This window comes from Ramlibacter sp. (assembly GCF_035627355.1).
Taxonomy (GTDB): Bacteria; Pseudomonadota; Gammaproteobacteria; order Burkholderiales; family Burkholderiaceae_C; genus Ramlibacter.
In genome coordinates this window covers 17,645-37,566 of sequence record NZ_DASPLW010000049.1, presented here as the reverse complement: position 1 = coordinate 37,566, position 19,922 = coordinate 17,645, and the positions used below count along the sequence as shown (strand labels likewise).

17 protein-coding genes are annotated in these 19,922 nt (G+C 69.9%); 9 read left to right on the top strand and 8 right to left on the bottom strand.

Going from position 1 to position 19,922, the window contains the following annotated elements; translation table 11 throughout:
• Positions 1 to 4 precede the first annotated feature (4 nt).
• Genes tilS through cysS form a run of 4 tightly spaced genes read right to left on the bottom strand, consistent with a single transcriptional unit; the run spans position 5 to position 4,038 of the window.
• Positions 5 to 1,039 carry a tRNA lysidine(34) synthetase TilS gene (tilS, locus tag VEC03_RS12505; protein ID WP_324915665.1) on the bottom strand — a complete coding sequence of 345 codons (1,035 nt, stop codon included), beginning with the start codon at positions 1,037 to 1,039 and terminating at the stop codon, positions 5 to 7.
• The gene (locus tag VEC03_RS12500) at positions 1,002 to 1,979 is read right to left on the bottom strand and encodes an acetyl-CoA carboxylase carboxyltransferase subunit alpha (RefSeq protein WP_324915663.1); all 978 of its coding nucleotides are present in this window, start codon (positions 1,977 to 1,979) and stop codon (positions 1,002 to 1,004) included. The genes tilS and VEC03_RS12500 overlap by 38 nt, the downstream gene beginning before the upstream one ends.
• Before the next feature lie 35 nt (positions 1,980 to 2,014).
• Positions 2,015 to 2,665: a DNA-3-methyladenine glycosylase 2 family protein gene (locus VEC03_RS12495; protein WP_324915661.1), complete on the bottom strand. Its 651-nt coding sequence runs from the start codon at positions 2,663 to 2,665 to the stop codon at positions 2,015 to 2,017.
• The gene (gene cysS, locus VEC03_RS12490) at positions 2,662 to 4,038 is read right to left on the bottom strand and encodes a cysteine--tRNA ligase (protein WP_324915659.1); all 1,377 of its coding nucleotides are present in this window, start codon (positions 4,036 to 4,038) and stop codon (positions 2,662 to 2,664) included. Before cysS ends, VEC03_RS12495 begins: the two co-directional genes overlap by 4 nt.
• 152 nt (positions 4,039 to 4,190) lie before the next feature.
• Here cysS and VEC03_RS12485 point away from each other — a divergent pair, with 152 nt between their 5' ends.
• Genes VEC03_RS12485 through VEC03_RS12460 form a run of 6 tightly spaced genes read left to right on the top strand, consistent with a single transcriptional unit; the run spans position 4,191 to position 9,217 of the window.
• Positions 4,191 to 5,249 (top strand): tetratricopeptide repeat protein, encoded by a 1,059-nt coding sequence (locus VEC03_RS12485; protein WP_324915657.1) that lies wholly within the window; start codon positions 4,191 to 4,193, stop codon positions 5,247 to 5,249.
• 41 nt (positions 5,250 to 5,290) lie between these two features.
• Complete coding sequence (locus tag VEC03_RS12480) at positions 5,291 to 6,565, top strand: L,D-transpeptidase (protein ID WP_324915655.1); 1,275 nt, start codon at positions 5,291 to 5,293, stop codon at positions 6,563 to 6,565.
• A complete protein-coding gene (locus VEC03_RS12475) occupies positions 6,565 to 7,140 on the top strand; it encodes a peptidylprolyl isomerase (RefSeq protein WP_414708494.1) in 576 nt (191 codons plus the stop codon). Before VEC03_RS12480 ends, VEC03_RS12475 begins: the two co-directional genes overlap by 1 nt.
• A gap of 17 nt (positions 7,141 to 7,157) precedes the next feature.
• The gene (locus VEC03_RS12470; protein ID WP_324915651.1) at positions 7,158 to 7,664 is read left to right on the top strand and encodes a peptidylprolyl isomerase; all 507 of its coding nucleotides are present in this window, start codon (positions 7,158 to 7,160) and stop codon (positions 7,662 to 7,664) included.
• Positions 7,665 to 7,676: 12 nt separating this feature from the next.
• Positions 7,677 to 8,444 carry a UDP-2,3-diacylglucosamine diphosphatase gene (locus VEC03_RS12465; RefSeq protein WP_324915649.1) on the top strand — a complete coding sequence of 256 codons (768 nt, stop codon included), beginning with the start codon at positions 7,677 to 7,679 and terminating at the stop codon, positions 8,442 to 8,444.
• Complete coding sequence (locus VEC03_RS12460; protein ID WP_324915647.1) at positions 8,444 to 9,217, top strand: M90 family metallopeptidase; 774 nt, start codon at positions 8,444 to 8,446, stop codon at positions 9,215 to 9,217. Before VEC03_RS12465 ends, VEC03_RS12460 begins: the two co-directional genes overlap by 1 nt.
• 14 nt (positions 9,218 to 9,231) lie before the next feature.
• On the opposite strand, the gene VEC03_RS12455 is transcribed toward VEC03_RS12460, so the two are convergent.
• Positions 9,232 to 12,108: a DUF349 domain-containing protein gene (locus tag VEC03_RS12455; protein ID WP_324915645.1), complete on the bottom strand. Its 2,877-nt coding sequence runs from the start codon at positions 12,106 to 12,108 to the stop codon at positions 9,232 to 9,234.
• A gap of 716 nt (positions 12,109 to 12,824) precedes the next feature.
• On the opposite strand from VEC03_RS12455, the gene VEC03_RS12450 reads away from it, so the two are divergent.
• The 3 genes from VEC03_RS12450 (at position 12,825) to nrdR (ending at position 15,618) form a co-directional block, all read left to right on the top strand.
• A complete protein-coding gene (locus VEC03_RS12450) occupies positions 12,825 to 13,688 on the top strand; it encodes a lytic transglycosylase domain-containing protein (protein WP_414708492.1) in 864 nt (287 codons plus the stop codon).
• A gap of 230 nt (positions 13,689 to 13,918) precedes the next feature.
• Positions 13,919 to 15,163 (top strand): serine hydroxymethyltransferase, encoded by a 1,245-nt coding sequence (glyA, locus tag VEC03_RS12445; RefSeq protein WP_324915641.1) that lies wholly within the window; start codon positions 13,919 to 13,921, stop codon positions 15,161 to 15,163.
• Between the two features lie 5 nt (positions 15,164 to 15,168).
• Positions 15,169 to 15,618: a transcriptional regulator NrdR gene (gene nrdR, locus VEC03_RS12440; RefSeq protein WP_324915639.1), complete on the top strand. Its 450-nt coding sequence runs from the start codon at positions 15,169 to 15,171 to the stop codon at positions 15,616 to 15,618.
• A 3-nt stretch (positions 15,619 to 15,621) separates the two neighbouring features.
• On the opposite strand, the gene VEC03_RS12435 is transcribed toward nrdR, so the two are convergent.
• The 3 genes from VEC03_RS12435 to VEC03_RS12425 all read right to left on the bottom strand — a co-directional run bounded on the left by VEC03_RS12435 (position 15,622) and on the right by VEC03_RS12425 (position 19,913).
• Entirely contained in the window at positions 15,622 to 16,053 is a 432-nt protein-coding gene (locus tag VEC03_RS12435) for a GspH/FimT family protein (protein WP_324915637.1), read from the bottom strand.
• Between the two features lie 231 nt (positions 16,054 to 16,284).
• Complete coding sequence (locus VEC03_RS12430; protein WP_324915635.1) at positions 16,285 to 16,842, bottom strand: GspH/FimT family pseudopilin; 558 nt, start codon at positions 16,840 to 16,842, stop codon at positions 16,285 to 16,287.
• The gene (locus VEC03_RS12425) at positions 16,842 to 19,913 is read right to left on the bottom strand and encodes a pilus assembly protein (protein ID WP_324915633.1); all 3,072 of its coding nucleotides are present in this window, start codon (positions 19,911 to 19,913) and stop codon (positions 16,842 to 16,844) included. Before VEC03_RS12425 ends, VEC03_RS12430 begins: the two co-directional genes overlap by 1 nt.
• Positions 19,914 to 19,922 lie beyond the last annotated feature (9 nt).

Here is a 19,922-nt window from a genome sequence, read left to right as displayed (position 1 = left end):
GATTCTAGCGGCGCCGGGTCGGCGGCTCAGCCGCGCCAGCGCTGCCCGCAGGGAGGTCTCCCTGCGGCGAGAGCCGCAGCACGGTGCCGTCGCGCACCACAAAGCCCGTCCCCACCTTGATCCGCAGGCGGTGTCCGCGGGTCGTGCAATCGGCCACCTGGTCGAGCAGTTCCTCCATCTGGGCGGCGCTCGCCGTCGTGCCGTGGCGGCTGCGCAGCCAGTGGCGCAACAGGTTGGCCTGGCGCGCGCGGGAATGCGCCTGCACGCGCGCGATCACCGGCTCGCCGCCCATCGCGGCCAGGTCGGCGGCGGCCACTTCGTCGAGCAGCACCTGGGCCTGCGCGGCATGGCGGGCCGAGCGGGCGAAGGTGTCTCGAAACGACGGGAAGGCCTGCTCCAGCGCCGGCAACAGCTGGTGCCGGATGCGGTTGCGCGTGTAGCCGGTGTCGGCGTTGCTCGGGTCGTCGACGAAGACGGCGCCCTGCCCGCCCAGCCATTCCCGCAGTCGCACGCCCGGCACTTGCAGCCACGGGCGCAGGAACACCATGCCATGGCGCTCGAAGCGCGCCGGCATGGCCGCCAACCCCGGCAGCCCGGCACCGCGCGAGAGCGCCAGCAGCAGGGTCTCGGCCTGGTCGTCGGCATGCTGGGCCAGCAGCACGCAGGCCAGCCCGGCTTCGCGCGCCGCCTCGGCCAGCGCGCGGTAGCGCGCAACCCGCGCGGCGTCCTCGGGGCTGTCCCCGGCCCGGTGGCGCGCATCGACATGCCGCACGTGCAGCGCGACACCAAGCTCGTCGCAGGTGCGCCGGCAGTGCTCGGTGAAGGCGTCCGCGGCCACCTGCAGCCCGTGGTGCACGTGGATGGCCTGCACCTGGCCCGGCCAGCAACGCGCCGCGGCCCGCAGCAAGGCGGACGAATCGGCGCCGCCGCTGTAGGCGACGCCCAGGGGAAGGGGCGGATCCAGCGCGCTTAGCGGCGCCAGGAGGAGCTGGTCGGCCGCCTCAGCGGGAGTCGGCCTTGGTGTCGGTGAAGCGGCCATACCCTTGCAGCCGCTCGTAGCGCCGGTCCAGCAGCTCGCGCGTCTTGAGGTCGGCCACCTGGCGCCAGGCGTCGTTGAGCGCGCGCTTGAGGAACGCGGCCATCTGCTTGTGGTCGCGATGCGCGCCGCCGACCGGCTCGTTGACGATCTTGTCGACCAGCCCCATGGCCTTGAGCCGGTGCGCGGTGATGCCCATGGCGTCCGCCGCCTCCTGGGCCTTCTCCGAGGTCTTCCAGAGGATGGACGCACAGCCTTCCGGGCTGATCACCGAATAGATCGAGTACTGCAGCATCAGCACCTGGTCGGCGACCGCGATCGCGAGCGCGCCGCCGGAGCCGCCCTCGCCGATGATGGTGGTGATGATCGGCACCTCGAGCTGGGCCATCTCGTAGATGTTGCGGCCGATCGCCTCGGACTGGCCGCGCTCCTCGGCGTCGATGCCCGGGAAGGCGCCGGGCGTGTCGACGAAGGTGAACACCGGCAGCTTGAACTTCTCGGCCGTCTTCATCAGCCGCAGGGCCTTGCGGTAGCCCTCCGGCCGGCTCATGCCGAAGTTGCGTGCGGCGCGCTCCTTGGTGTCGCGACCCTTCTGGTGGCCGATCACCATGCAGGCATTGCCGTTGAAGCGCGCCAGCCCGCCGACGATGGACTGGTCGTCGGCGAAGTGGCGGTCGCCGTGCAGTTCGATGAAGCCGGTGAAGATCTCGCCGACGTAGTCCAGCGTGTAGGGACGCTCGGGGTGGCGCGCGATCTTGGTGATCTGCCAGGGGGTGAGCTGGCTGTAGATGTCCTTGGTGAGCTGCTGGCTCTTGCGCGAGAGCTGGTCGATCTCGCCTGAGATGTCGACCGCCGACTCGGTCTGCACGTAGCGCAGCTCGTCGATCTTGCTTTCCAGTTCGGCGATGGGTTGCTCGAAATCCAGGAAGGTTTTCTTGGCCAAGTTCTGGGTCCTGTGTCTCTGCTGTTTGTGGCCCGTCAATATTCCACGGGCAGCGGGTCGAGCGAGCGCCAAATATACCAAGTGGCCACGCTGCAGAAGGGCTCCCAGGCCTGCGCCACCTCGCGTGCGTCGCTGCGGCTGACCGGGTCGCCGGAGAAGTAGTTGCGGCTGATGCCGTTGATCAGGCCGATGTCGTCCAGCGGCAAGACGTTGGGCCGCATCAGGTGGAAGATCAGGAACATCTCCGCCGTCCAGCGGCCGATGCCGCGGATGCCCACCAACTCGGCGATGACGGCGTCGTCGTCCATGGTCTCCCAGGCGCCGACGTGGATGGCCCCGGAGTCGAAATGCAGCGCCAGGTCGACCAGGTACTCGATCTTGCGCGCCGACAGGCCGGCCGCCTGCATGTCGTCCACCTTGAGCTTGAGCACGTTGGCCGCGGTCATGCGCCGGGGCAGCCGGGCGAAGCGGTCCCACACGGTCTGCGCCGCCTTCACCGAGATCTGCTGGCCCACGATGCTGCGAGCCAGCGTGGTGAAGGCATCCCCGCGCGACTGCAGGCAGGCGTCGCCGAACTGCGGGATCAGCCGCTTCATCACCCTGTCCTTGCGCGACAGGTGCTTGCACGCGTCGGCCCAGTAGCCGGGGCGCGCGAATTCGACCGGGGAACCGGTGGCGTCGCTCAACTCGCGGCCTCCCAGGTGGTGCCGGTCGGCGAGTCCTTCAGCACGATGCCCTGCTGCAGCAGGTCGGCCCGGATGCGGTCCGCCTCGGCGAAGTTCTTCGCCTGCTTGGCCGCAGCACGCTCGGCGATGCGCTGGCGGATCGTGTCCTCGTCCAGCGTCGCGCCGCTGCGCAGGAAGGCCTGCGGGTCTCCCTGCAACAGGCCCAGCGTGCCGCCCAGCGCCTTCAGCAAACCCGCCGTCGTCGCCGACTTGCCGCGGTTGACCTCGGCGGCCAGGTCGAACAGCACCGCGACCGCCTCCGGCGTGCCGAAGTCGTTGTCCATGGCCGCCTTGAAGCGGGCAGCGTGCGGCTCCGACCAGTCGATGGCCGCCGGCACCTGCGCCGGCACCGAGGCCAGCGCGGTGTACAGGCGCCGCAGCGCGCCGCGCGCGTCATCCAGGTGGACGTCGCTGTAGTTCAGCGGACTGCGGTAGTGCGCCCGCACGATGAAGAAGCGCACCGTCTCGGGGTCGAACTTCTTCAGCACGTCGCGGATGGTGAAGAAGTTGCCCAGCGACTTGGACATCTTCTCGTTGTCGATGTTGACGAAGCCGTTGTGCATCCAGAAGCGGGCCAGCGGCTTGCCGTTCGCGCCCTCGCTCTGGGCGATCTCGTTCTCGTGGTGCGGGAACTGCAGGTCGGCGCCGCCGCCGTGGATGTCGAAGGTCTCGCCCAGCAGCGCGCAGGACATGGCGGAGCACTCGATGTGCCAGCCCGGCCGCCCGCGGCCGTAGTCGCTGTCCCACTGCGCGTCGGCCGGCTCGGACGGCTTGGCGGCCTTCCACAAGGCGAAGTCCAGCGGGTCCTCCTTGCCCTCCGCCACGGCCACGCGTTCGCCGGCATGCAGTTCGTCCAGCGACTTGCCCGAAAGCTTGCCGTAGCCCGGGAAGCGCCGGACCGCGAAGTTCACGTCGCCGCCGCTGCGGTAGGCCAGGCCCTTGCCTTCCAGCGTGCGCACGATGTCCAGCATCTGCGGCACGTAGTCGGTGGCGCGCGGATCGTGCGTGGGCCGCTCGATGCCCAGCGCGTCGAAGTCGCGGTACATCTCCTCGATCATGCGCGCGGTCAGGTTGCGCACCGGCTCGCCGTTGTCCAGCGCGCGGCGGATGATCTTGTCGTCGATGTCCGTGATGTTGCGCACGAAGGTCACGCGCAGCCCGGACGCCCTGAGCCAGCGCTGCGCCACGTCGAAGGCGACGGCGGAGCGCGCATGCCCCACGTGGCACAGGTCGTAGACGGTGATGCCGCACACGTACATCCGCACATGGCCGGCCTCCAGGGGAGCGAAGTCCTCCAGGGCACGCGTGAGCGTGTTGTAGATGCGCAGGCTCATGGAATGTTCGGGGAAACCTGCTGCGCCGCCGGGCGCAGCGCGAGGTAGTTCGCTATTCGATTGGCCGGGTCTTGCCGTCGAGGTGCCCGGTACAATCGGCCCGCAGTATAGGCCCTGCGCGCGACCCGGTCCGCGCCTTCATCGAACGCTCCATGCCGCACGCCCGCCTTTCCGTTTCGCGCCCGCTGCGCCTGCTGGCCCTGGTGGCCGCACTTGTCGCGCCCGCGCTGGCGCTGGCCGACGACTACGCCGACGTCAACCAGCTGTTGCGCAATGGCCGGCACGCGGACGCGCTGGCCAAGGCCGACCAGTACCTGGCCGCCAAGCCGCGCGATCCGCAGATGCGCTTCCTGCGCGGCGTGGTCCTGACCGAGTCGGGCAGGACACAGGAGGCGATCGCCGCCTTCGTGAAGCTGACCGAGGACTACCCGGAGCTGCCCGAACCGTACAACAACCTGGCCGTGCTCTACGCCGGCAGCAGCCAGTTCGACAAGGCGCGCGCCGCGCTCGAGATGGCGATCCGCACCAACCCCAGCTACGCCACGGCGCACGAGAACCTGGGCGACGTCTACGCCAAGCTGGCCAGCCAGGCCTACAGCAAGGCGCTGCAGCTGGACGCCGGCAACACGGCCGTGCAGCCCAAGCTGGCCCTGATCCGCGAGTTGTTCGCGCCGGCCTCGCGCGGCGTCAAGCCGGAGGCTCCCGGAGCCGCGGCTCCGGCCCCCGCGCCGGCCGTGGTGGCCAAGGCACCGGCCGCAACGCCCGCTCCGGCCGCTGCACCGGCTCCTGCTCCTGCCGCTGCGCCCGCACCGGCTCCGGCCCCCGTGGCCAAGGCTCCCGCGGCGGCACCGGCAGCAGCGGCCCCGGCCACCGATGCGTCGCGGGACGTGGAGAACGCCGTCCAGGCCTGGGCCAAGGCCTGGTCCGCCAAGGACATGCAGGCCTACCTGGCCGCCTACGGCCCCGACTTCGATCCCCCGGGCAAGCAGTCGCGCAAGGCCTGGGAAGAGGAGCGCCGCAGCCGCATCGTCCCGCGCTCGCGCATCTCGGTGCGCCTGTCCGACCTCGACATCGAGGTCGATGGCAGCAAGGCCACCGCGAAGTTCCGCCAGGCCTACAGCGCCGACGGCCTGAACATCAACGGCAACAAGACGCTCGAGTTGCGCAAGGTCGGCGACCGCTGGCTGATCGTGCGGGAAGCGGTCGGCTGATCGCCGGCCGGCCACCTGCCGGGCGAAGGGACGTTGCAGTCTTGAACCTCCGCTCTCCATTCCAGGGTCTACGCGGCCAGCGTGTCGCCGCGCTGTGCGCCGCATGGGCGCTCGCGCTGGCCGGCTCGGCACTGGCCGCGCCGCCCGCCAAGTCCAAGGCCAAGCCCAAGAAGACGCGCGCGGTCGCCGCACGCCCCGCGCCTCGCGACGGCCAGGCCGAAGCGCGCCTGATCGAGGTCTATCGCCTCGTCGGCGCGGGCCAGGCCAGGCAGGCGCTGGCGCGCGCCGAAGCGCTGGTGCGCGAGCACCCCAACTTCCAGCTGGCGCAACTGGTCTACGGCGACCTGCTCGCCTCGCGCACGCGGCCCGTGCGCAGCCTGGGCGACGTGCCGGAAGGCGCCGGGGCGCAGGGCGCGCAACCGCTGGCGGAACTGCGCGAGGAATCGCGGCTGCGCATCCGCGCGCTGCTGGAGCGCCCGCCGGCGGGCACCGTGCCCTCGCAGTTCCTGCAGCTGTCCACGCGCAGCCGCCATGCCATCGCCATCGATACCTCGCGCGCGCGCCTGTACCTGTTCGAGAACACGGCGCAGGGCATGAAGCTGCTGGGCGACTACTACGTCTCGGTCGGCAAGCAGGGCGTCGAGAAGGCCGTCGAAGGCGACCTGCGCACCCCGCTGGGGGTCTACTACATCACCAGCAACCTGGACCCCAAGACCCTCAAGGACTTCTACGGCGCCGGCGCGCTGCCGATCAACTATCCGAATCCCTACGACACGCGGCGCGGCAAGACCGGCAGCGGCATCTGGCTGCACGGCACGCCGCCCGCCCAGTTCGCGCGTCCGCCCCGGGCCAGCGACGGCTGCGTGGTGCTGGCCAACCCCGACCTCGAGCGCCTGCTGCGCACCGTGGAGATCCGCAGCACGCCGGTGGTGATCGCGCCTTCGCTCCAGTGGGTGGCGCCGGCGAAGCTGAAGGCCGAGGCGCGGCCGTTTGCCGAGACGCTGGCGGCCTGGCGCGCGGCCAAGTCCAGCGGCGTGGCCGAGCGCCTGCTGCCGTTCTATGCGAGCGACTTCTCCGCCGACGGCAAGGAGCTGGCGGAGTGGATGCCCCGGTTGCGCACCGAACTCGGCCGCGTCCGCGGCCGCGGCGTGCAGCTCAAGGACCTCTCCTTCCTGCGCTGGACCGACTCGGCCGAGACCATGGTGGTAACCTTCGGCGAGGTGCCCGAGGGCGCCCGCAGCGGCCCCGTCAAGCGCCAGTACTGGATGCGCGTGGGCTCGCAGTGGAAGATCTTCTACGAAGGAGTGATCGGTTGATTCCTGCCCTGACCCGCCGTGCTGCCGCCGGCCTCGTCCTTCTGAGCACGCTGGCTCCCGCGGCCTGGGCCCAGGCCGTCGCCCCGCGAGTGAAATTCACCACCTCGGCCGGCGAATTCGTCCTCGAGCTCTACCCGGACAAGGCGCCGAAGACGGTCGAGAACTTCCTGCAGTACGTGCGCGATGGCCACTACGACAACACGATCTTCCACCGCGTGATCGACGGCTTCATGATCCAGGGCGGCGGCTTCAAGCCGGACATGCAGCAGAAGCCGACCCGCACTCCCATCCCGCTGGAAACGCGCCCGGAACTGAGGAACGACCGCGGGACCATCGCGATGGCCCGAACCGCCAACCCGAACTCCGCCACCGCGCAGTTCTTCATCAACGTCGTCGACAACAAGGGCCTGAATGCGCCCCAGCCGGACGGCTACGGCTACGCGGTGTTCGGCAAGGTGGTCTCCGGCATGGACGTGGTCGACAAGATCAAGGGCGTGCCCACGGGCAGCCGCGCCGGCCACCAGAACGTGCCGACCACGCCCGTCGTCATCCAGTCGGCCACCGTGCTGAAGTAGGAACCAGGAGATATCCCATGCCCAACCCCAAGGTCGACCTTCACATCGCCGGACACGGCGTCATCACCCTCGAACTCGACGAAGCCAAGGCGCCGAAGACGGTGGAGAACTTCCTTTCGTACGTGAGGAAGGGCCACTACGACGGCACCATCTTCCACCGCGTGATCGACGGCTTCATGGTCCAGGGCGGCGGCTTCGCCCCGGGCATGAACCAGAAGCCCACCGACGCGCCGATCCAGAACGAAGCCAACAACGGCCTGAAGAACGACCGCTACACGGTCGCCATGGCGCGCACCAACGACCCGCACTCGGCCAGCGCGCAGTTCTTCATCAACGTCGCCGACAACGACTTCCTCAACCACAAGGCACCCAATCCGCAGGGCTGGGGCTACGCCGTCTTCGGCAAGGTGGTCGCGGGCACCGACGTGGTGGACCGCATCAAGGGCGTGAAGACCGGCCGCAAGGGCTTCCACGACGACGTGCCGCAGCAGGACGTGGTGATCGAGAAGGCGGTCGTCGCCTGAGGGCGCGCGGCGTTGTCGCTGCCGGACATCGCTGAACTCGCGGCCGGTGCCGGCTGGCGCTGCGCCGATTGCATCTCCGACCTGCACCTGCAGCAGGCCGAACCCGGCACCTTCGATGCGTGGCGCCGATACATGGCCTCCACGCCGGCCGACGCCGTGTTCATCCTCGGCGACCTGTTCGAGGCCTGGCCGGGCGACGACGTCGTCGACGAGCCGGGCTTCGAAGCCGACTGTGCCGCCGTCCTGCGGCAAGCCTGCGCACGGCGGCCGGTCTTCTTCCTGCACGGCAATCGCGATTTCCTGGTGGGCAAGGCGTTCGCCGCCAGCACCGGCGTGCGCCTGCTGGCCGATCCCACCGTCCTGTCGTTCGGCGGCGTGCGCTGGCTGCTCAGCCATGGCGACCTGCTTTGCCTGGCGGACGCCGAGTACCTAAGGTTCCGGGCGCAGGTGCGATCGCCCGGCTGGCAGCGCGACTTCCTCGCGCGGCCGCTGGCCGAGCGCCAGGCCGTGGCCCGGGCGCTGCGCGCGCAGAGCGAGGAGCGCAAGCGTTCCGGCACCGCCTATGCCGACGTGGATGCCGAAGCCGCGCGCGCCTGGCTGCGGGCGGCCGGCGCGGATGCGCTGATCCACGGGCACACGCACCGTCCGCGGGAGCACGAGCTCGGCGACGGCCTGCGCCGGATCGTGCTCACCGACTGGGACCTGGCTGCGTCGCCGCAGCGCGCCGAGGTCCTGCGCGTCGCGGCCGATGGTGGCTGGCAGCGCCTGCCTCTGGACTGATGTTCGGCTGGTGGCGCCGGCGCCGGGCGGCGCCTCCGATTCCCGATGCGCTCTGGCAGCAGGTGCTGTCCGCCTACCCGTTTCTCGCCCGGCGGCCCGGCCACGAGGACGCGCGCCTGCGCGAACTGGCATCGCGCTTCCTGCAGGCCAAGGAGTTCCACGGTGCCCAGGGCCTGGCGATCACCGACGAACTCGCGCTGGCCGTGGCCGCGCAGGCGGTACTGCCGGTGCTGCACCTGGGGCTGCACTGGTACGACGACTTCGTCGGCATCGTCGTGCACCCCGACCAGGTGGTGGCCAGGCGCAGCGCGCAGGACGAAGCCGGCGTGGTGCACGAATGGGAGGAGGTGCTGGCCGGCGAGGCCATGGAGCGCGGCCCGGTCATGCTCAGCTGGACCGACGTGCAGGACGCCGGCCGCAGTGCGGACCAGGGCTACAACGTCGTGATCCACGAGTTCATCCACAAGATCGACATGCGCGACGGCCAGCCGGACGGCTGCCCGCCCCTGCCGGCGGAACGGCGGCGGCAGTGGCATGCGGTCTTCGATGCGGAATACGAGCGCTTCCGCGAGAAGGTCGTCATCGCCGAGCGCTTCGGCGGCGAGCCGCCGTGGCTGGACCCGTACGGCGCCGAGAACCCGGGCGAGTTCTTCGCGGTGGCCGGCGAGGCCTACTTCGTCAACCGGAGCCGGTTCGCGCAGGAGTTCCCGGCGCTGGTGACGTTGTTCGACGGCTTCTTCCTCGGGCAATCAGGCGGTCCGGGCGTCGCCTGAAAGCCCTCCCGCCTTCAGCCGCGCAGCAGTACCTTCAGCACGTTCTGCAGCCGCCGCGCCGCACCCGCGTCGTGGGCGGTCGCGAGCACGCGCGCGGCGTCCTCGCCCCAGGTCTGGGTCGGCGAGGGATCGTTGCGGCGCGTGAGCAACTGCAGCTGCAACTGCCGCCGCGCCGCGATCTGGTCGGCGGGGGTCGGCGCCTCGGCCGCGATCTCGAGCCGCAGCAGGGCCTCGCCCGCATCGCCCGAGGGCGCGGCTTGCAGGGCCTTGACCCAGGCGCCGCGGATCGCGGGCGTGACCGCCCGGCCCAGTTCGCTCTGGCTGGGTACCTGCTCGGCGGAACGCTGTTCCCACGCCGCCAGCAGCTGGGTCAGGGCTTCGCCGTGGGCCTGTGCGGCCAGCTTCCTCAGGGCCTGCTGGGCGTGCTCCAGCGCATCGCGCTGGGCGCGGAAGGCCACGTCGCCCAGGCGCGGGCCGCGATCCTCCGCGGCCCGGTCACCGAAGCGCCCGCCGCGACCGCCATCCCGCCCCGGCCGGTCGCCGCCACGATCGCCGAACCGTCCGGCGCCGGGGCCCGATCGCCGGTCCCCGAACTTGCCGCCGCGGCCGGCCGGCTGCGGCTCCGCCCGCTTCATGCCCGGGCGGTCGTCGCCGCGCATGGCAATCACCGGCTTGGGCGCCGGCTTGGGGGGCGCCGCCGGCGCCTCGGCGGGCGCGGCAGCTTCGCCACCTTCCGCCGCTTCGCCAGTGCCCGGCTCGGCAGACGCTGCGCCATCCGTCGTCGCCGGTTGGGTCGGGGCCGCTTGCGCGCCCTCGCCCGCCGCGGCATCCGCCGCCTGCACCCGGGCCTGGTCGGCCCGCGCCTGCGCCTGGCCCTTCAGGGCCGCTTCCAGCGCCGCCATCGCGGAGCGGATCCGGTTCGCGTCGCCGCTGGCGTTGGCGGCCTCCAGCGCCTTCGACGCCTCGAGCACGGCGCGGTCGCGCTCGCTGAGCGCAGCGGCCGCGCGTTCGCGCTCCTCGGACTTGCGGTTGAAGGCGTCGTCGATCGGCTTGCGGAACGCATCCCAGAGCTTCTGCTCCTGCTTGCGATCCAGCGGCACGGCCTGCGCCTCGGCCTGCCAGCGCTGCTGCAGCGACTTGACGGCGTCGATGCGCAACTGCGGTGCGGCACCGAGCTCCCGGGCCTCCTCGATCATGGCGTGGCGCCGCTCCACGCTCTGCTTCTGTGCGCCGGCCAGCGGCGCCTGGGCCGCCTGGATCGCCTGCTTCCACTGGGGTTGCAGCTCGGCGAAGGCCTTCTCGCTCAGGTGGCCGGCCTCGCGCCAGCGCGCCTCGAACTGGTGGATGGCTCGGTTGAAGCCCTTCCAGTCGTTGTTCGCCGCGGTCGTGTTCTGCCCGGCCCAGGCCTGCAGTTCCTGGATCAGCGCGAGGCGCTGCGCCCGGTTCTCGGCCGCTTCGGTCTTGATCTTGTCCAGCCAGGCTTCGACCACCTTGTAGGCTTCGTTGCAGGCTTCGTCGAAGCGCTTCCACAGCGCGTGGTTGGGCGGGCCGCCCTGGTCGACCTGCTTCCACTGCTCGCGCAGGGCGCGCAGCTGCTCCTGCATCTTGCGACCGCCATAGCGGGGCTTGCGTTGAGGCGTTGCCGCCGCGGCCGCCGCGGGCTGGGCGGCGGCATCCGCCGCCGGCGCAGCCGGGGCATCCGCAGGGACACCTTCTGTCGTCGGCGTCGCCGCGGCGCCTTCCGCCTCACCGGCTTCCACCGGCTCCGCCCCGGTTTTCGGCGGCGCCTCGGCGGGCGCCTTGGCGGGGACCACTGGCTCGAACAGGGCTTCGGCCTTGGCCACCAGTTCCTGGCGCAACTGGTCGGCGCGCCAGCGCTGCCAGCCTTCCAGCTCGCCGGCCGAAGCCAGCAGCGCATGCGCCTGGTTCTCCAGCTTGTCGTCGACCAGCCGGGCATGCTCCTTTAGCGCGGCGCGGAGCGCCGCCGCCGCCCCGGCGGTTCCCTTGCCGTGGCCCTGCGCGATCTCCTGCTCCAGCTTGGCGATCGCGGCCGTGACCGCCTCGTTGGCCTTGGCCTTGAGCTCCGGATCCACCCGGGGCTTGGCCGCGACAGGGGCGGCCTCCACCGGCAGGCCGCGGGCGGCGCGCAGTTCGTCGGCCCACACCGGCACCGGCGGCAGGGGGGCGGCCGGATCGGCGTCGGCGGCGACCGCCTGTGCCAGCGCCGCCTGGAACGCATCCCAGACCACCTGCAGTTGGGCGCGCGACGCGTCGAGCAGGGGCGGGAAGCGCGAATCCACGCTCGGCCAGTTGGCATCGCCCACCAGGGCGTCGGCCTGGGCCTGCCACTCGGGTACGTCCGCGCGCAGCGCGTCGACAGCGACCTGGGCATCGCGCCAGGGCTTGGTGGACAGCACCTCGATGCGCTGGGCCAGCAGCACGGCGGCCTCGCGCTGCACCTGCACCCGGTGCTGCAGGTCCTCGATGCCCTTGACCCGGTCGGCCAGCTGCGTCTTCAGTGCGGCCAGCGGTTCGCGGCTCAGGGGCGCACCGGCCCGGGCAGCGTCGCGCTGCCAGGCCATGGCGTCGGCGATGTTCAGGCGAGGCTGGCCCAGCAGGGCCTGGGCCTTCTGCGCCCACTCGGCCGCGATCGCCTCCTGGCCGCGGGCGCGCTTGATCTCGTCCAGCCGCTCGCGCAGCACGCGGGCCGCGCCCTTGTCGCGGGCGCTCATCTCGCGGAACACTTCCTGCATCTGCTCGGCGCCGGGGTTGGCGGCGAGCCATTCGCGCAGGCGCGCGGCGCGCTCGCCCGAGGTGGGCGCGGAAAAGGCACCGCCGGTCAGCGCGTCGAGCGCCTGGGTGTCTTGGGTTCGGAGGCTGGCTTGGGTCACTTCGGTCGGTCTGGAAAAAAACACGCCCTCGCATGCGCGGGGGCCGGCTGTATTCTCGCCGCGATTCGCCCGGGCCCCTTGCGGGCCCGCAAAACAGGAAAGCCCGGCAGCGACCTGGGGCCATCTGCCGGGCTTGACGGCGGCGCAAGTCCATCCGTCGGGCGTGCCGGGGGAGGTCAATGGTCCCGGCGGCACAGGGAGCAAGAGATTGCCCCCAGGATTGACCGGAACCTGCGCACGAGGCGGGGAAGTCCCGGTTCAAGGGCCCGATTGCTCGGGTGCCTTGAACTTAGAGGGGTCTCCCGCCGAAATCAAGCGCACCTTTTCAATGGCGCCCTCCCGCGTGATTGCGGCTGCCGCATTGACAGCCGGCCCCTCTCCCGTCCGAGCGCGTCCGACGCGAGACACAGTTCACGTCCGACGCGACTCAGCGGGACTTCGGGCGTAAATGCATGATTCGATTTGCAAGAATACGCATAAATGTTAACTCTTTTATTCTTGACTAGTTATTTGGGCGACTCCTAGAATCCGCCGTCCCCGCCGTTGAGCTAGGGACAAACCCGAATCGCTGCCGAACCCGGCGAAGTCGGGGCGAGCACGGCAGGCTTGGAAGGAGCCCCGTTCGACCCGATGGCGTACCAATCCAAACGAGGAGCCCGGTGGCCCGCCGCTCGCCCGAGCCGCCCACCGCCGGCCCCCGCGTAGAAAGGAGTGCTATGACAGCGTCAGGAAAAGTGGCCCGCGCCACGCGGGCAAAAGCAGCCCGCGCCTTGCGGACCTTCGCCGCGGACGTCGCGCAGGGCTTTTTCGAGATCACCCACAACGGCCTGGCGGTCGTCGGCGTCGCGGTCGTCATCGCCCTGGCGGCCCTGGCGACCCGCCCGGAACTGAGGCATGCCGGCGAGACGCGCCTGATGAGCTGGCTGCAGGAGCGGCAAGTCGCCGCGCTGGGCATGGTGCCCGACCTGGGCGCCATCGACCGCGCCACGGCAGCCAATCCCAAGGAGCTGCCCAAGCAGCAGGCGGCGGTGGCCTACTGGCTGTCGCGCAAGTACCGGGTCGCCCCGGAGCCGCTCAGCGCCCTGGTGGCCGAGGCCTGGGAGGCCGGCACCCGCGCCAAGCTCGACCCGACCCTGATCCTGGCGGTGATGGCCGTCGAGTCCGGCTTCAACCCCTTCGCCCAGAGCTCGGTGGGCGCCCAGGGCCTGATGCAGGTGATGACCCGCGTGCACACCGACAAGTACGAGGTGTTCGGCGGCAAGCTGGCCGCCTTCGACCCGGTGACCAACCTGCGGGTGGGCGTCAAGGTGCTGCAGGAATGCATCCAGCGCGCCGGCTCGCTGCAGGCCGGCCTCAAGTTCTACGTGGGCGCGGCCCACCTGCCCGACGATGGCGGCTACGCCGACAAGGTCCTGGCCGAGCATGCGCGCCTGCAGCAGGTGGCCGCTGGGCGCGCAGTGCCCGTGTTCACCCCCCCGCCCGTGGCACCCCTGCGTACCGTGGCGCCCGCGCTGGGTGCCAAGCCAGACCTGGCGGCCGATTCCGAGGCCGAGAAGGTCGCCGCCCTGTCGGGCTTCTGAGCCGGCGCTCGGCTACACTTTCCCCCGCACGCGACTGGCGATAGGCGCGGCGCCCGAAAACGGGTCGCCCGCGCTGACGTGGGCCACCACCGGGGAGCGTGCCGCGGGAAGCCGGTCGTCCCGTGCCGCGCGCCATGTGCCGCGGCCTCGAACCGCCTCCTTTCCGCGATCCGCCGTTCGCCTGGGCAGCCCTCGTGTACCACAGGGACCATGTCTGTAAGGACTGCCGCATGTACCACCGCAACATCCTCATCGAGCAAACCGACCCCGAGCTCTGGACCGCGATCGTCGCCGAGAACCGCCGCCAGGAAGAGCACATCGAGCTGATCGCCAGCGAGAACTACGCATCCCCGGCCGTGATGGCCGCCCAGGGTACCCAGCTCACCAACAAGTACGCCGAGGGCTACCCCGGCAAGCGCTACTACGGCGGCTGCGAACACGTCGACGTCGCCGAGCAGCTGGCGATCGACCGCGCCAAGCAGCTCTTCGGCGCCGACGCGGCCAACGTCCAACCGCACTCCGGTGCCCAGGCCAACGAGGCGGTGTTCCTCGCCTTCCTGAAGCCCGGCGACACCATCATGGGCATGAGCCTGGCCGAAGGCGGCCACCTCACCCACGGCATGGCGCTGAACATGAGCGGCAAGTGGTTCAACGTGGTGAGCTACGGCCTGGACGCGCAGGAAGCGATCGACTACGAGGCCATGGAGCGCAAGGCGCGCGAGACCCGGCCCAAGCTGATCATCGCCGGCGCCTCGGCCTACGCGCTGCGCATCGACTTCGAGCGCTTCGCGCGCATCGCCCGCGAGATCGGCGCCATCTTCATGGTGGACATGGCGCACTACGCCGGCCTGATCGCCGCCGGCATCTACCCGAACCCGGTGCCGCATGCCGACGTGGTGACCACCACCACCCACAAGAGCCTGCGCGGCCCGCGCGGCGGCCTGATCCTGATGAAGGCCGAACACGAGAAGGCGATCAACAGCGCCATCTTCCCCGGCCTGCAGGGCGGCCCGCTGATGCACGTGATCGCGGCCAAGGCGGTGGCCCTCAAGGAGGCCCTGTCGCCCGAGTTCAAGGCCTACCAGGAGCAGGTGGCGAAGAACGCGCGGGTGGTGGCCGAGACGCTGGTCGAGCGAGGCCTGCGCATCGTCAGCGGGCGCACCGAAAGCCACGTCATGCTGGTGGACCTGCGCGCCAAGGGCATCACCGGCAAGGAAGCCGAGGCGGTGCTGGGCCAGGCCCACATGACCATCAACAAGAACGCGATTCCCAACGACCCGGAAAAGCCCATGGTCACCAGCGGCGTGCGCATCGGCACGCCGGCCATGACCACCCGCGGGTTCCGGGAGGAGGAGGCGCGCCAGACCGCCCACCTGATCGCCGACGTGCTGGACAACCCGCGCGACCCGGCGAACATCGCAGCGGTGCGCGAGAAGGTGAGCGCCCTCACCCGCCGCTTCCCGGTCTACGGCTGACCGCCATGAGGTGCCCCTTCTGCGGCAACGTCGACACCCAGGTGGTGGAGACGCGCGTGTCCGAGGAGGGGGACTTCATCCGGCGCCGGCGCCAGTGCGCGCACTGCGAGAAGCGCTTCACCACCTACGAGCGGCCGGAGGTGAGCTTCCCGGCCGTGGTCAAGAAGGACGGCCGCCGCATCGAGTACGACAGCGGCAAGCTGCGGGCCTCCATGAACCTGGCGCTGCGCAAGCGCCCGGTGAGCACCGAGCAGGTCGACGCCGCCGTCGAGCGCATCGAGGAGAAGCTGCTCAACCTCGGCCTGCGCGAGATCCCCAGTGCCCGCCTCGGCGAACTGGTGATGCGCGAACTCAAGAAGCTCGACAAGGTGGGCTACGTGCGCTTCGCCAGCGTCTACCGCAGCTTCGAGGACATCGACGAGTTCAAGACGGTCGTCGACGAGATCCGGCGCTGATCCTCAGCAGCTCGCGAGCGAGGTCTTGCGGATCTTGGGCCGGCCCAGCGCGTTGATGGCAATCTCGCGCGCTTCGGCCGGCGCGTCGCCTTCGCGGCACAGGGTGAAGGTACCGGCCTGGAAGGCGCCGGACGTGGTCTTCGACGTGCCGGTGCCCGTGTACGAGAGGTAGGAAGCCACCGGCGTGTTCCCGCTGAAGCGATAGCCGTCCGGCAGCGCCCCAAAGCTGCCGATCACCCGTTCGCCCGTGTCGGCCGCGCCATTGTTGTTGGCGTCGTGGAACACGATCCAACCCTGGGCCCAGTTGCCCCCTGTCTCGCAGCTCGTGCCCTGCCCCGACTTGCACAGCACGACCCGGGCATTGCGCTTGATCGCCTCCGAGCGGGCCAGGTGCACGTGGGCGGAAAAGCTGTTGGCGACCGAAGTGAGCTTCATCGAGTGCGTGGCCGACCGCCAGGACGGCACGGCAATGCTCGCCAGCGTGCCGCAGATGCAGACCGTGACCAGGGTTTCGGTCAGAGAAAAGCCGCGCGACGCGCGCCGGCTCGAAGTGCTCAGGGAGTGGGGGCGGTGCGGCGGGAACATCCGCCGCAAGGTAGGCCGCCGAGCGGCCGCGATCTGTGCGCGGCTGCCCGCCCCGGGTGTGACTTATTCGCGACCGGTCGGTCAGGGGCAGGTCGTCGCGCTCTCGGAGGCCACCTTGGCGCGGCCCGTCACGTCGATGGAGAGGGTCCGCTTCTTCGAACCCGGCTCGGGCGTTGCCCGGCACAGCGTCAGGTCCAGTTGCGCCGCCAGGCTCGTCATGCCGGAGCCCAGGAACTTGAGCGCCGTGGGCGGCGTGCTCCCCTCGCCCAGCAGGTAGTCGCCGCCGAGCGCCGGCTCCTGCAGGAAGCGGGTCTCTCCGCTGTCCAGCACGCCGTCGTCGTCGGTGTCCTGGAACACGATCCAGCCCTGCTGCCAGTCACCGGTACTGGCGCAGTTGGTGCCATCGGACGAGGCACACATCTTCACCGGGGCGTTGCGCTTGATCGCCTCCGAGCGGGCCATCCTCAGGCTGGCGGAGAAGGTGTTGGCGTACGAGGTCAGCTTGCTGTTCATCGCCGCCTCGTTGAACGCCGGCACCGCGACCATGGCCAGGATCGCCAGGATGGCGATGCCGATCATCAGCTCGACCAGCGTGAAGCCGGCTTGCCGGTGAGGCGAATGGGGCAAGCGGCGCGCCATCACTTCTGGATGTACCAGTACAGCCGGGACTTGGGCCGGGTGGATCCGCCGCCCCCGCTCTTCTGCACCACTTCCAGCGGCGAGTCGGGGCTGCAGCCGATGCAGAACGGCACCGTCTGGCCGTTGTCCAGCGTGACCTGGCCCGCAACCGCCGAGGGCGGCAGGCCGTCACCCGCCACGTCCTGGTAGAGGTTGTTGGTGCCGTTCTCCGAGCCGGCGTTCTTGTAGTTGACGTTGTAGACGCGGGTGGTGCCCAGGTTGGCCCTGCAGGTCTCCGAAGCGGAGGCGGCCGTCGCGGGCTGGTGGGTGCTGAACGTGACCACGCCGAAGATCGTGACCGCCGAGGTCACCACCTGCTCGGTCGGGTCCAGGTTGATGTACCAGCCCTTCTTGGAAGCCAGGGTCGCCGCCGACGGCGGGTTGTTGCCGGTGATCCCCACCAGCGAGTTCAGGCAGATGAGGTTGGCCCCGCATTCCGCGGTTCCCGGCCAGGCCCCGTCCGTCGGCTTGTCGGTGAACGAGAAGAACAGGTTGGAGACGTCCTTGGCCGCGGCATAGCTGGCAACCGGCTTCTCGCGGTCGCCCGACCCGATGAAAAGCGTGTAGCTGCCGTCCGTGTTCTGGATCACGCTGGGCTCGAACATGAACTTGCGGTTGGCCGTGCAGGAGGCTGTCGTATCGCAGCCCAGCGAGGCGATCTTCGTCATGGTCCAGGCCGCAGGCGCGCCCTGGAAATTGACGCGATAGACATTGCCGCCGAGGTCGGCCGTATACGCGTACTGCGCATGGCCGGTGCCGTCCGGCACGATCAGCACGTCGGCGATGACGCCTCGCGTCCCGCCCGTGTCGAAGCGGGCCACATAGGCGCCGGTATCGCCATCGACCACGTAGACGTAGTGGCCCTTGGAGCTCGACGTGCAGTTGTGATTGGCTCCGCTGGCGCCGCCGTCGAAGTCCTCGCAGGCGTCGTAGCCGCCGCCGAAGATCAGCAGGGGGCTGCTGCCGCTGTTGTAGTTGGCGTGCGTGAACGTCTTCACCGACGACCAGGTCTGGCCGATGCCGGACAGCTCGGAGGGCGAGCAGTCGCCACTGGCGCTGCACCCGATGCGCCATTTGAAGGTGGGCGACCTCGGCGTGCTGGCCGAGTTGGTCACGTCGAAGGCATAGATCGAGCGGCCGCCGCGCCGCATGGTGGCGTAGATGAAGGTCTTGGTGGTCCCCGAGACGTTGCCGTTGAAGGCGGTGATCGCCCCGTCCATGCCGTACTCCTTGGCGGTCGCCGAGGCGATCATCGACCCGGGATACTTGATCGAGGGATCGTTGTTGTACAGCCGCTTGATCTTGCCGACGAACTCATTGGGCATGAAGGCCCAGGCCTCCTCGCCGGCGCTGACCACCTGGCCGGTGGTGCCGATGCTGGTGCTGCGGTTCCCGTTCACCGCACGCAGGTAGCCGTCGTTGGCACCGTAGAACACCATCACGCTGGGCGAGCCGTCGGTGCCGAAGTTGACGGCCACCGGCCGGGAGTGCACGACGTCGCCGTGCATGGACAGGCGCCGGCCATTCGAATTCAGGACGTCGGTATCCGTCGCATTGCCGGTCGCGGTACCCAGCGCCCAGTTCCTCAGCGCGGTCGCCTCCGTCGAGGAGCTTGCGCCCAGCATGGACTGCGTCACGTTGGTGGCATCGAACGTGACCATGCTGGAGCAGGTGCTGTTGTTGCAGGTCAGCACGGTCCGGGTGCTGCTGCTTCGCAGCTTGTAGGCCTGTGCGCCCTTCTCCACCACGTTGCCGTCGGGGTAGTTGGACTGCCGGGAGTCGGCGATCGTCAGGCAGTCGCCCTTGGGCGCGCTGGCCCACTCCGTATCCACCGCGCCCGGGGTCCAGAAGCTGCGGGCGCACTCGGTGATGAAGCCGGTGAGGTTGTTGATCGCCGGGTTGCTGTCGGCGTCCTGCAGCTTGAGCGAACCGCTGCTCAGGCCGACCTTGTACTGCTTGAGGTTGCCGGCCCAGCGCGGGTAGGAATCCTGGTCGGGACGGAACATGCCCACGTACACCTGGTTCAGGAAGGTACCCTGCGTGTTCACCGAGATGGGCAGCGACACCGAGGCGAACACGCTGTTGACCGACTGGATTTCCGAGAAGATGTTGTTCAGGGTGTCCAGGATCTGGGAGCCATCGCTGGTGATGTCGAAGTACTTGCCCGACGACTGGGTGGCCATGCTCTTGAGCAGCGCGGTCCAGCCCGGGCCCTGGCCGGTTGTTTCCTTGTTGATGTCGATCGTGTAGACCGTGGCGGCCAGCGAGCTCTGCTTCATCCAGCGGGCCCATTCGTCCGCCACGTTCTCCTGCGATCCCGCCGGGTTCAGTTGGATCTCCGCCGTGGAGCCACCGGCGGCGGCGAGTGCATTGCGGGCCGCGGTCAGGTCGCTGTTGTTGTCCTGCGCCGGTCCGTTGCTGATGTAGATGATGTAGTTCTTGGCGCAGCTGTCGGCGTCGATCGGGCTGACGTACTGCGTGGCCGACTTGCTGGTCAGCGCGTTGCCGGCCAGCGCATGGACCGCGTCGTCGACGGCCGAACCCTCCGTGTTGCCGGCGTAGTCGGTCTTCGCCTTGCCGTTGCCGGCGTGCGGCTCCAGCCCCTTGAGGTACTGGTAGGCCTCCCACATGGCCTTCGCGCCCTTGCCGCCATTCGACTTGTCGCCGTTCTTGTCGAAGCCCGCGATCATGGCGGCGTACTTCGCCTTGGTGCCGCTGTCCAGCAGGCGGACCGCCGCACGCACGTAGCCGCCGGCTTCGCCGCTGTTGCTGCCGCCCGTCTCCGTGAACATCATGATCCCGACCCGGAACTTGTCGGCCGGCAGGCTGTTGAACAGCGACGACAGCGCCGCCATCTCGTTGGTGAAGGCGTTGTTCCAGTTGGCCGTGTTGTCCAGGATGATCAGCACGTTCGGCGCATCCGTGGACGCCGTGTTGTTCCCCATGAAGAGGTCGATGTCCTCGGCGGCAGCGGCCACGGGCAGGACCAGGGCCAGCAGCGCCAGGAGCCAGGTGGTCAGGTGTCTTTTCATGTTGTTGCC

Bases quoted from the DNA above. Each gene is read 5' to 3' on its own strand.
- nrdR (WP_324915639.1), top strand. From the start codon at position 15,169: ATGAGGTGCCCCTTCTGCGGCAACGTCGACACCCAGGTGGTGGAGACG.
- VEC03_RS12485 (WP_324915657.1), top strand. From the start codon at position 4,191: ATGCCGCACGCCCGCCTTTCCGTTTCGCGCCCGCTGCGCCTGCTGGCC.
- VEC03_RS12450 (WP_414708492.1), top strand. From the start codon at position 12,825: ATGACAGCGTCAGGAAAAGTGGCCCGCGCCACGCGGGCAAAAGCAGCC.
- VEC03_RS12435 (WP_324915637.1), bottom strand. From the start codon at position 16,053: ATGAAGCTCACTTCGGTCGCCAACAGCTTTTCCGCCCACGTGCACCTG.
- VEC03_RS12460 (WP_324915647.1), top strand. From the start codon at position 8,444: ATGTTCGGCTGGTGGCGCCGGCGCCGGGCGGCGCCTCCGATTCCCGAT.
- VEC03_RS12470 (WP_324915651.1), top strand. From the start codon at position 7,158: ATGCCCAACCCCAAGGTCGACCTTCACATCGCCGGACACGGCGTCATC.
- glyA (WP_324915641.1), top strand. From the start codon at position 13,919: ATGTACCACCGCAACATCCTCATCGAGCAAACCGACCCCGAGCTCTGG.
- cysS (WP_324915659.1), bottom strand. From the start codon at position 4,038: ATGAGCCTGCGCATCTACAACACGCTCACGCGTGCCCTGGAGGACTTC.
- VEC03_RS12425 (WP_324915633.1), bottom strand. From the start codon at position 19,913: ATGAAAAGACACCTGACCACCTGGCTCCTGGCGCTGCTGGCCCTGGTC.
- tilS (WP_324915665.1), bottom strand. From the start codon at position 1,039: ATGGCCGCTTCACCGACACCAAGGCCGACTCCCGCTGAGGCGGCCGAC.
- VEC03_RS12430 (WP_324915635.1), bottom strand. From the start codon at position 16,842: ATGGCGCGCCGCTTGCCCCATTCGCCTCACCGGCAAGCCGGCTTCACG.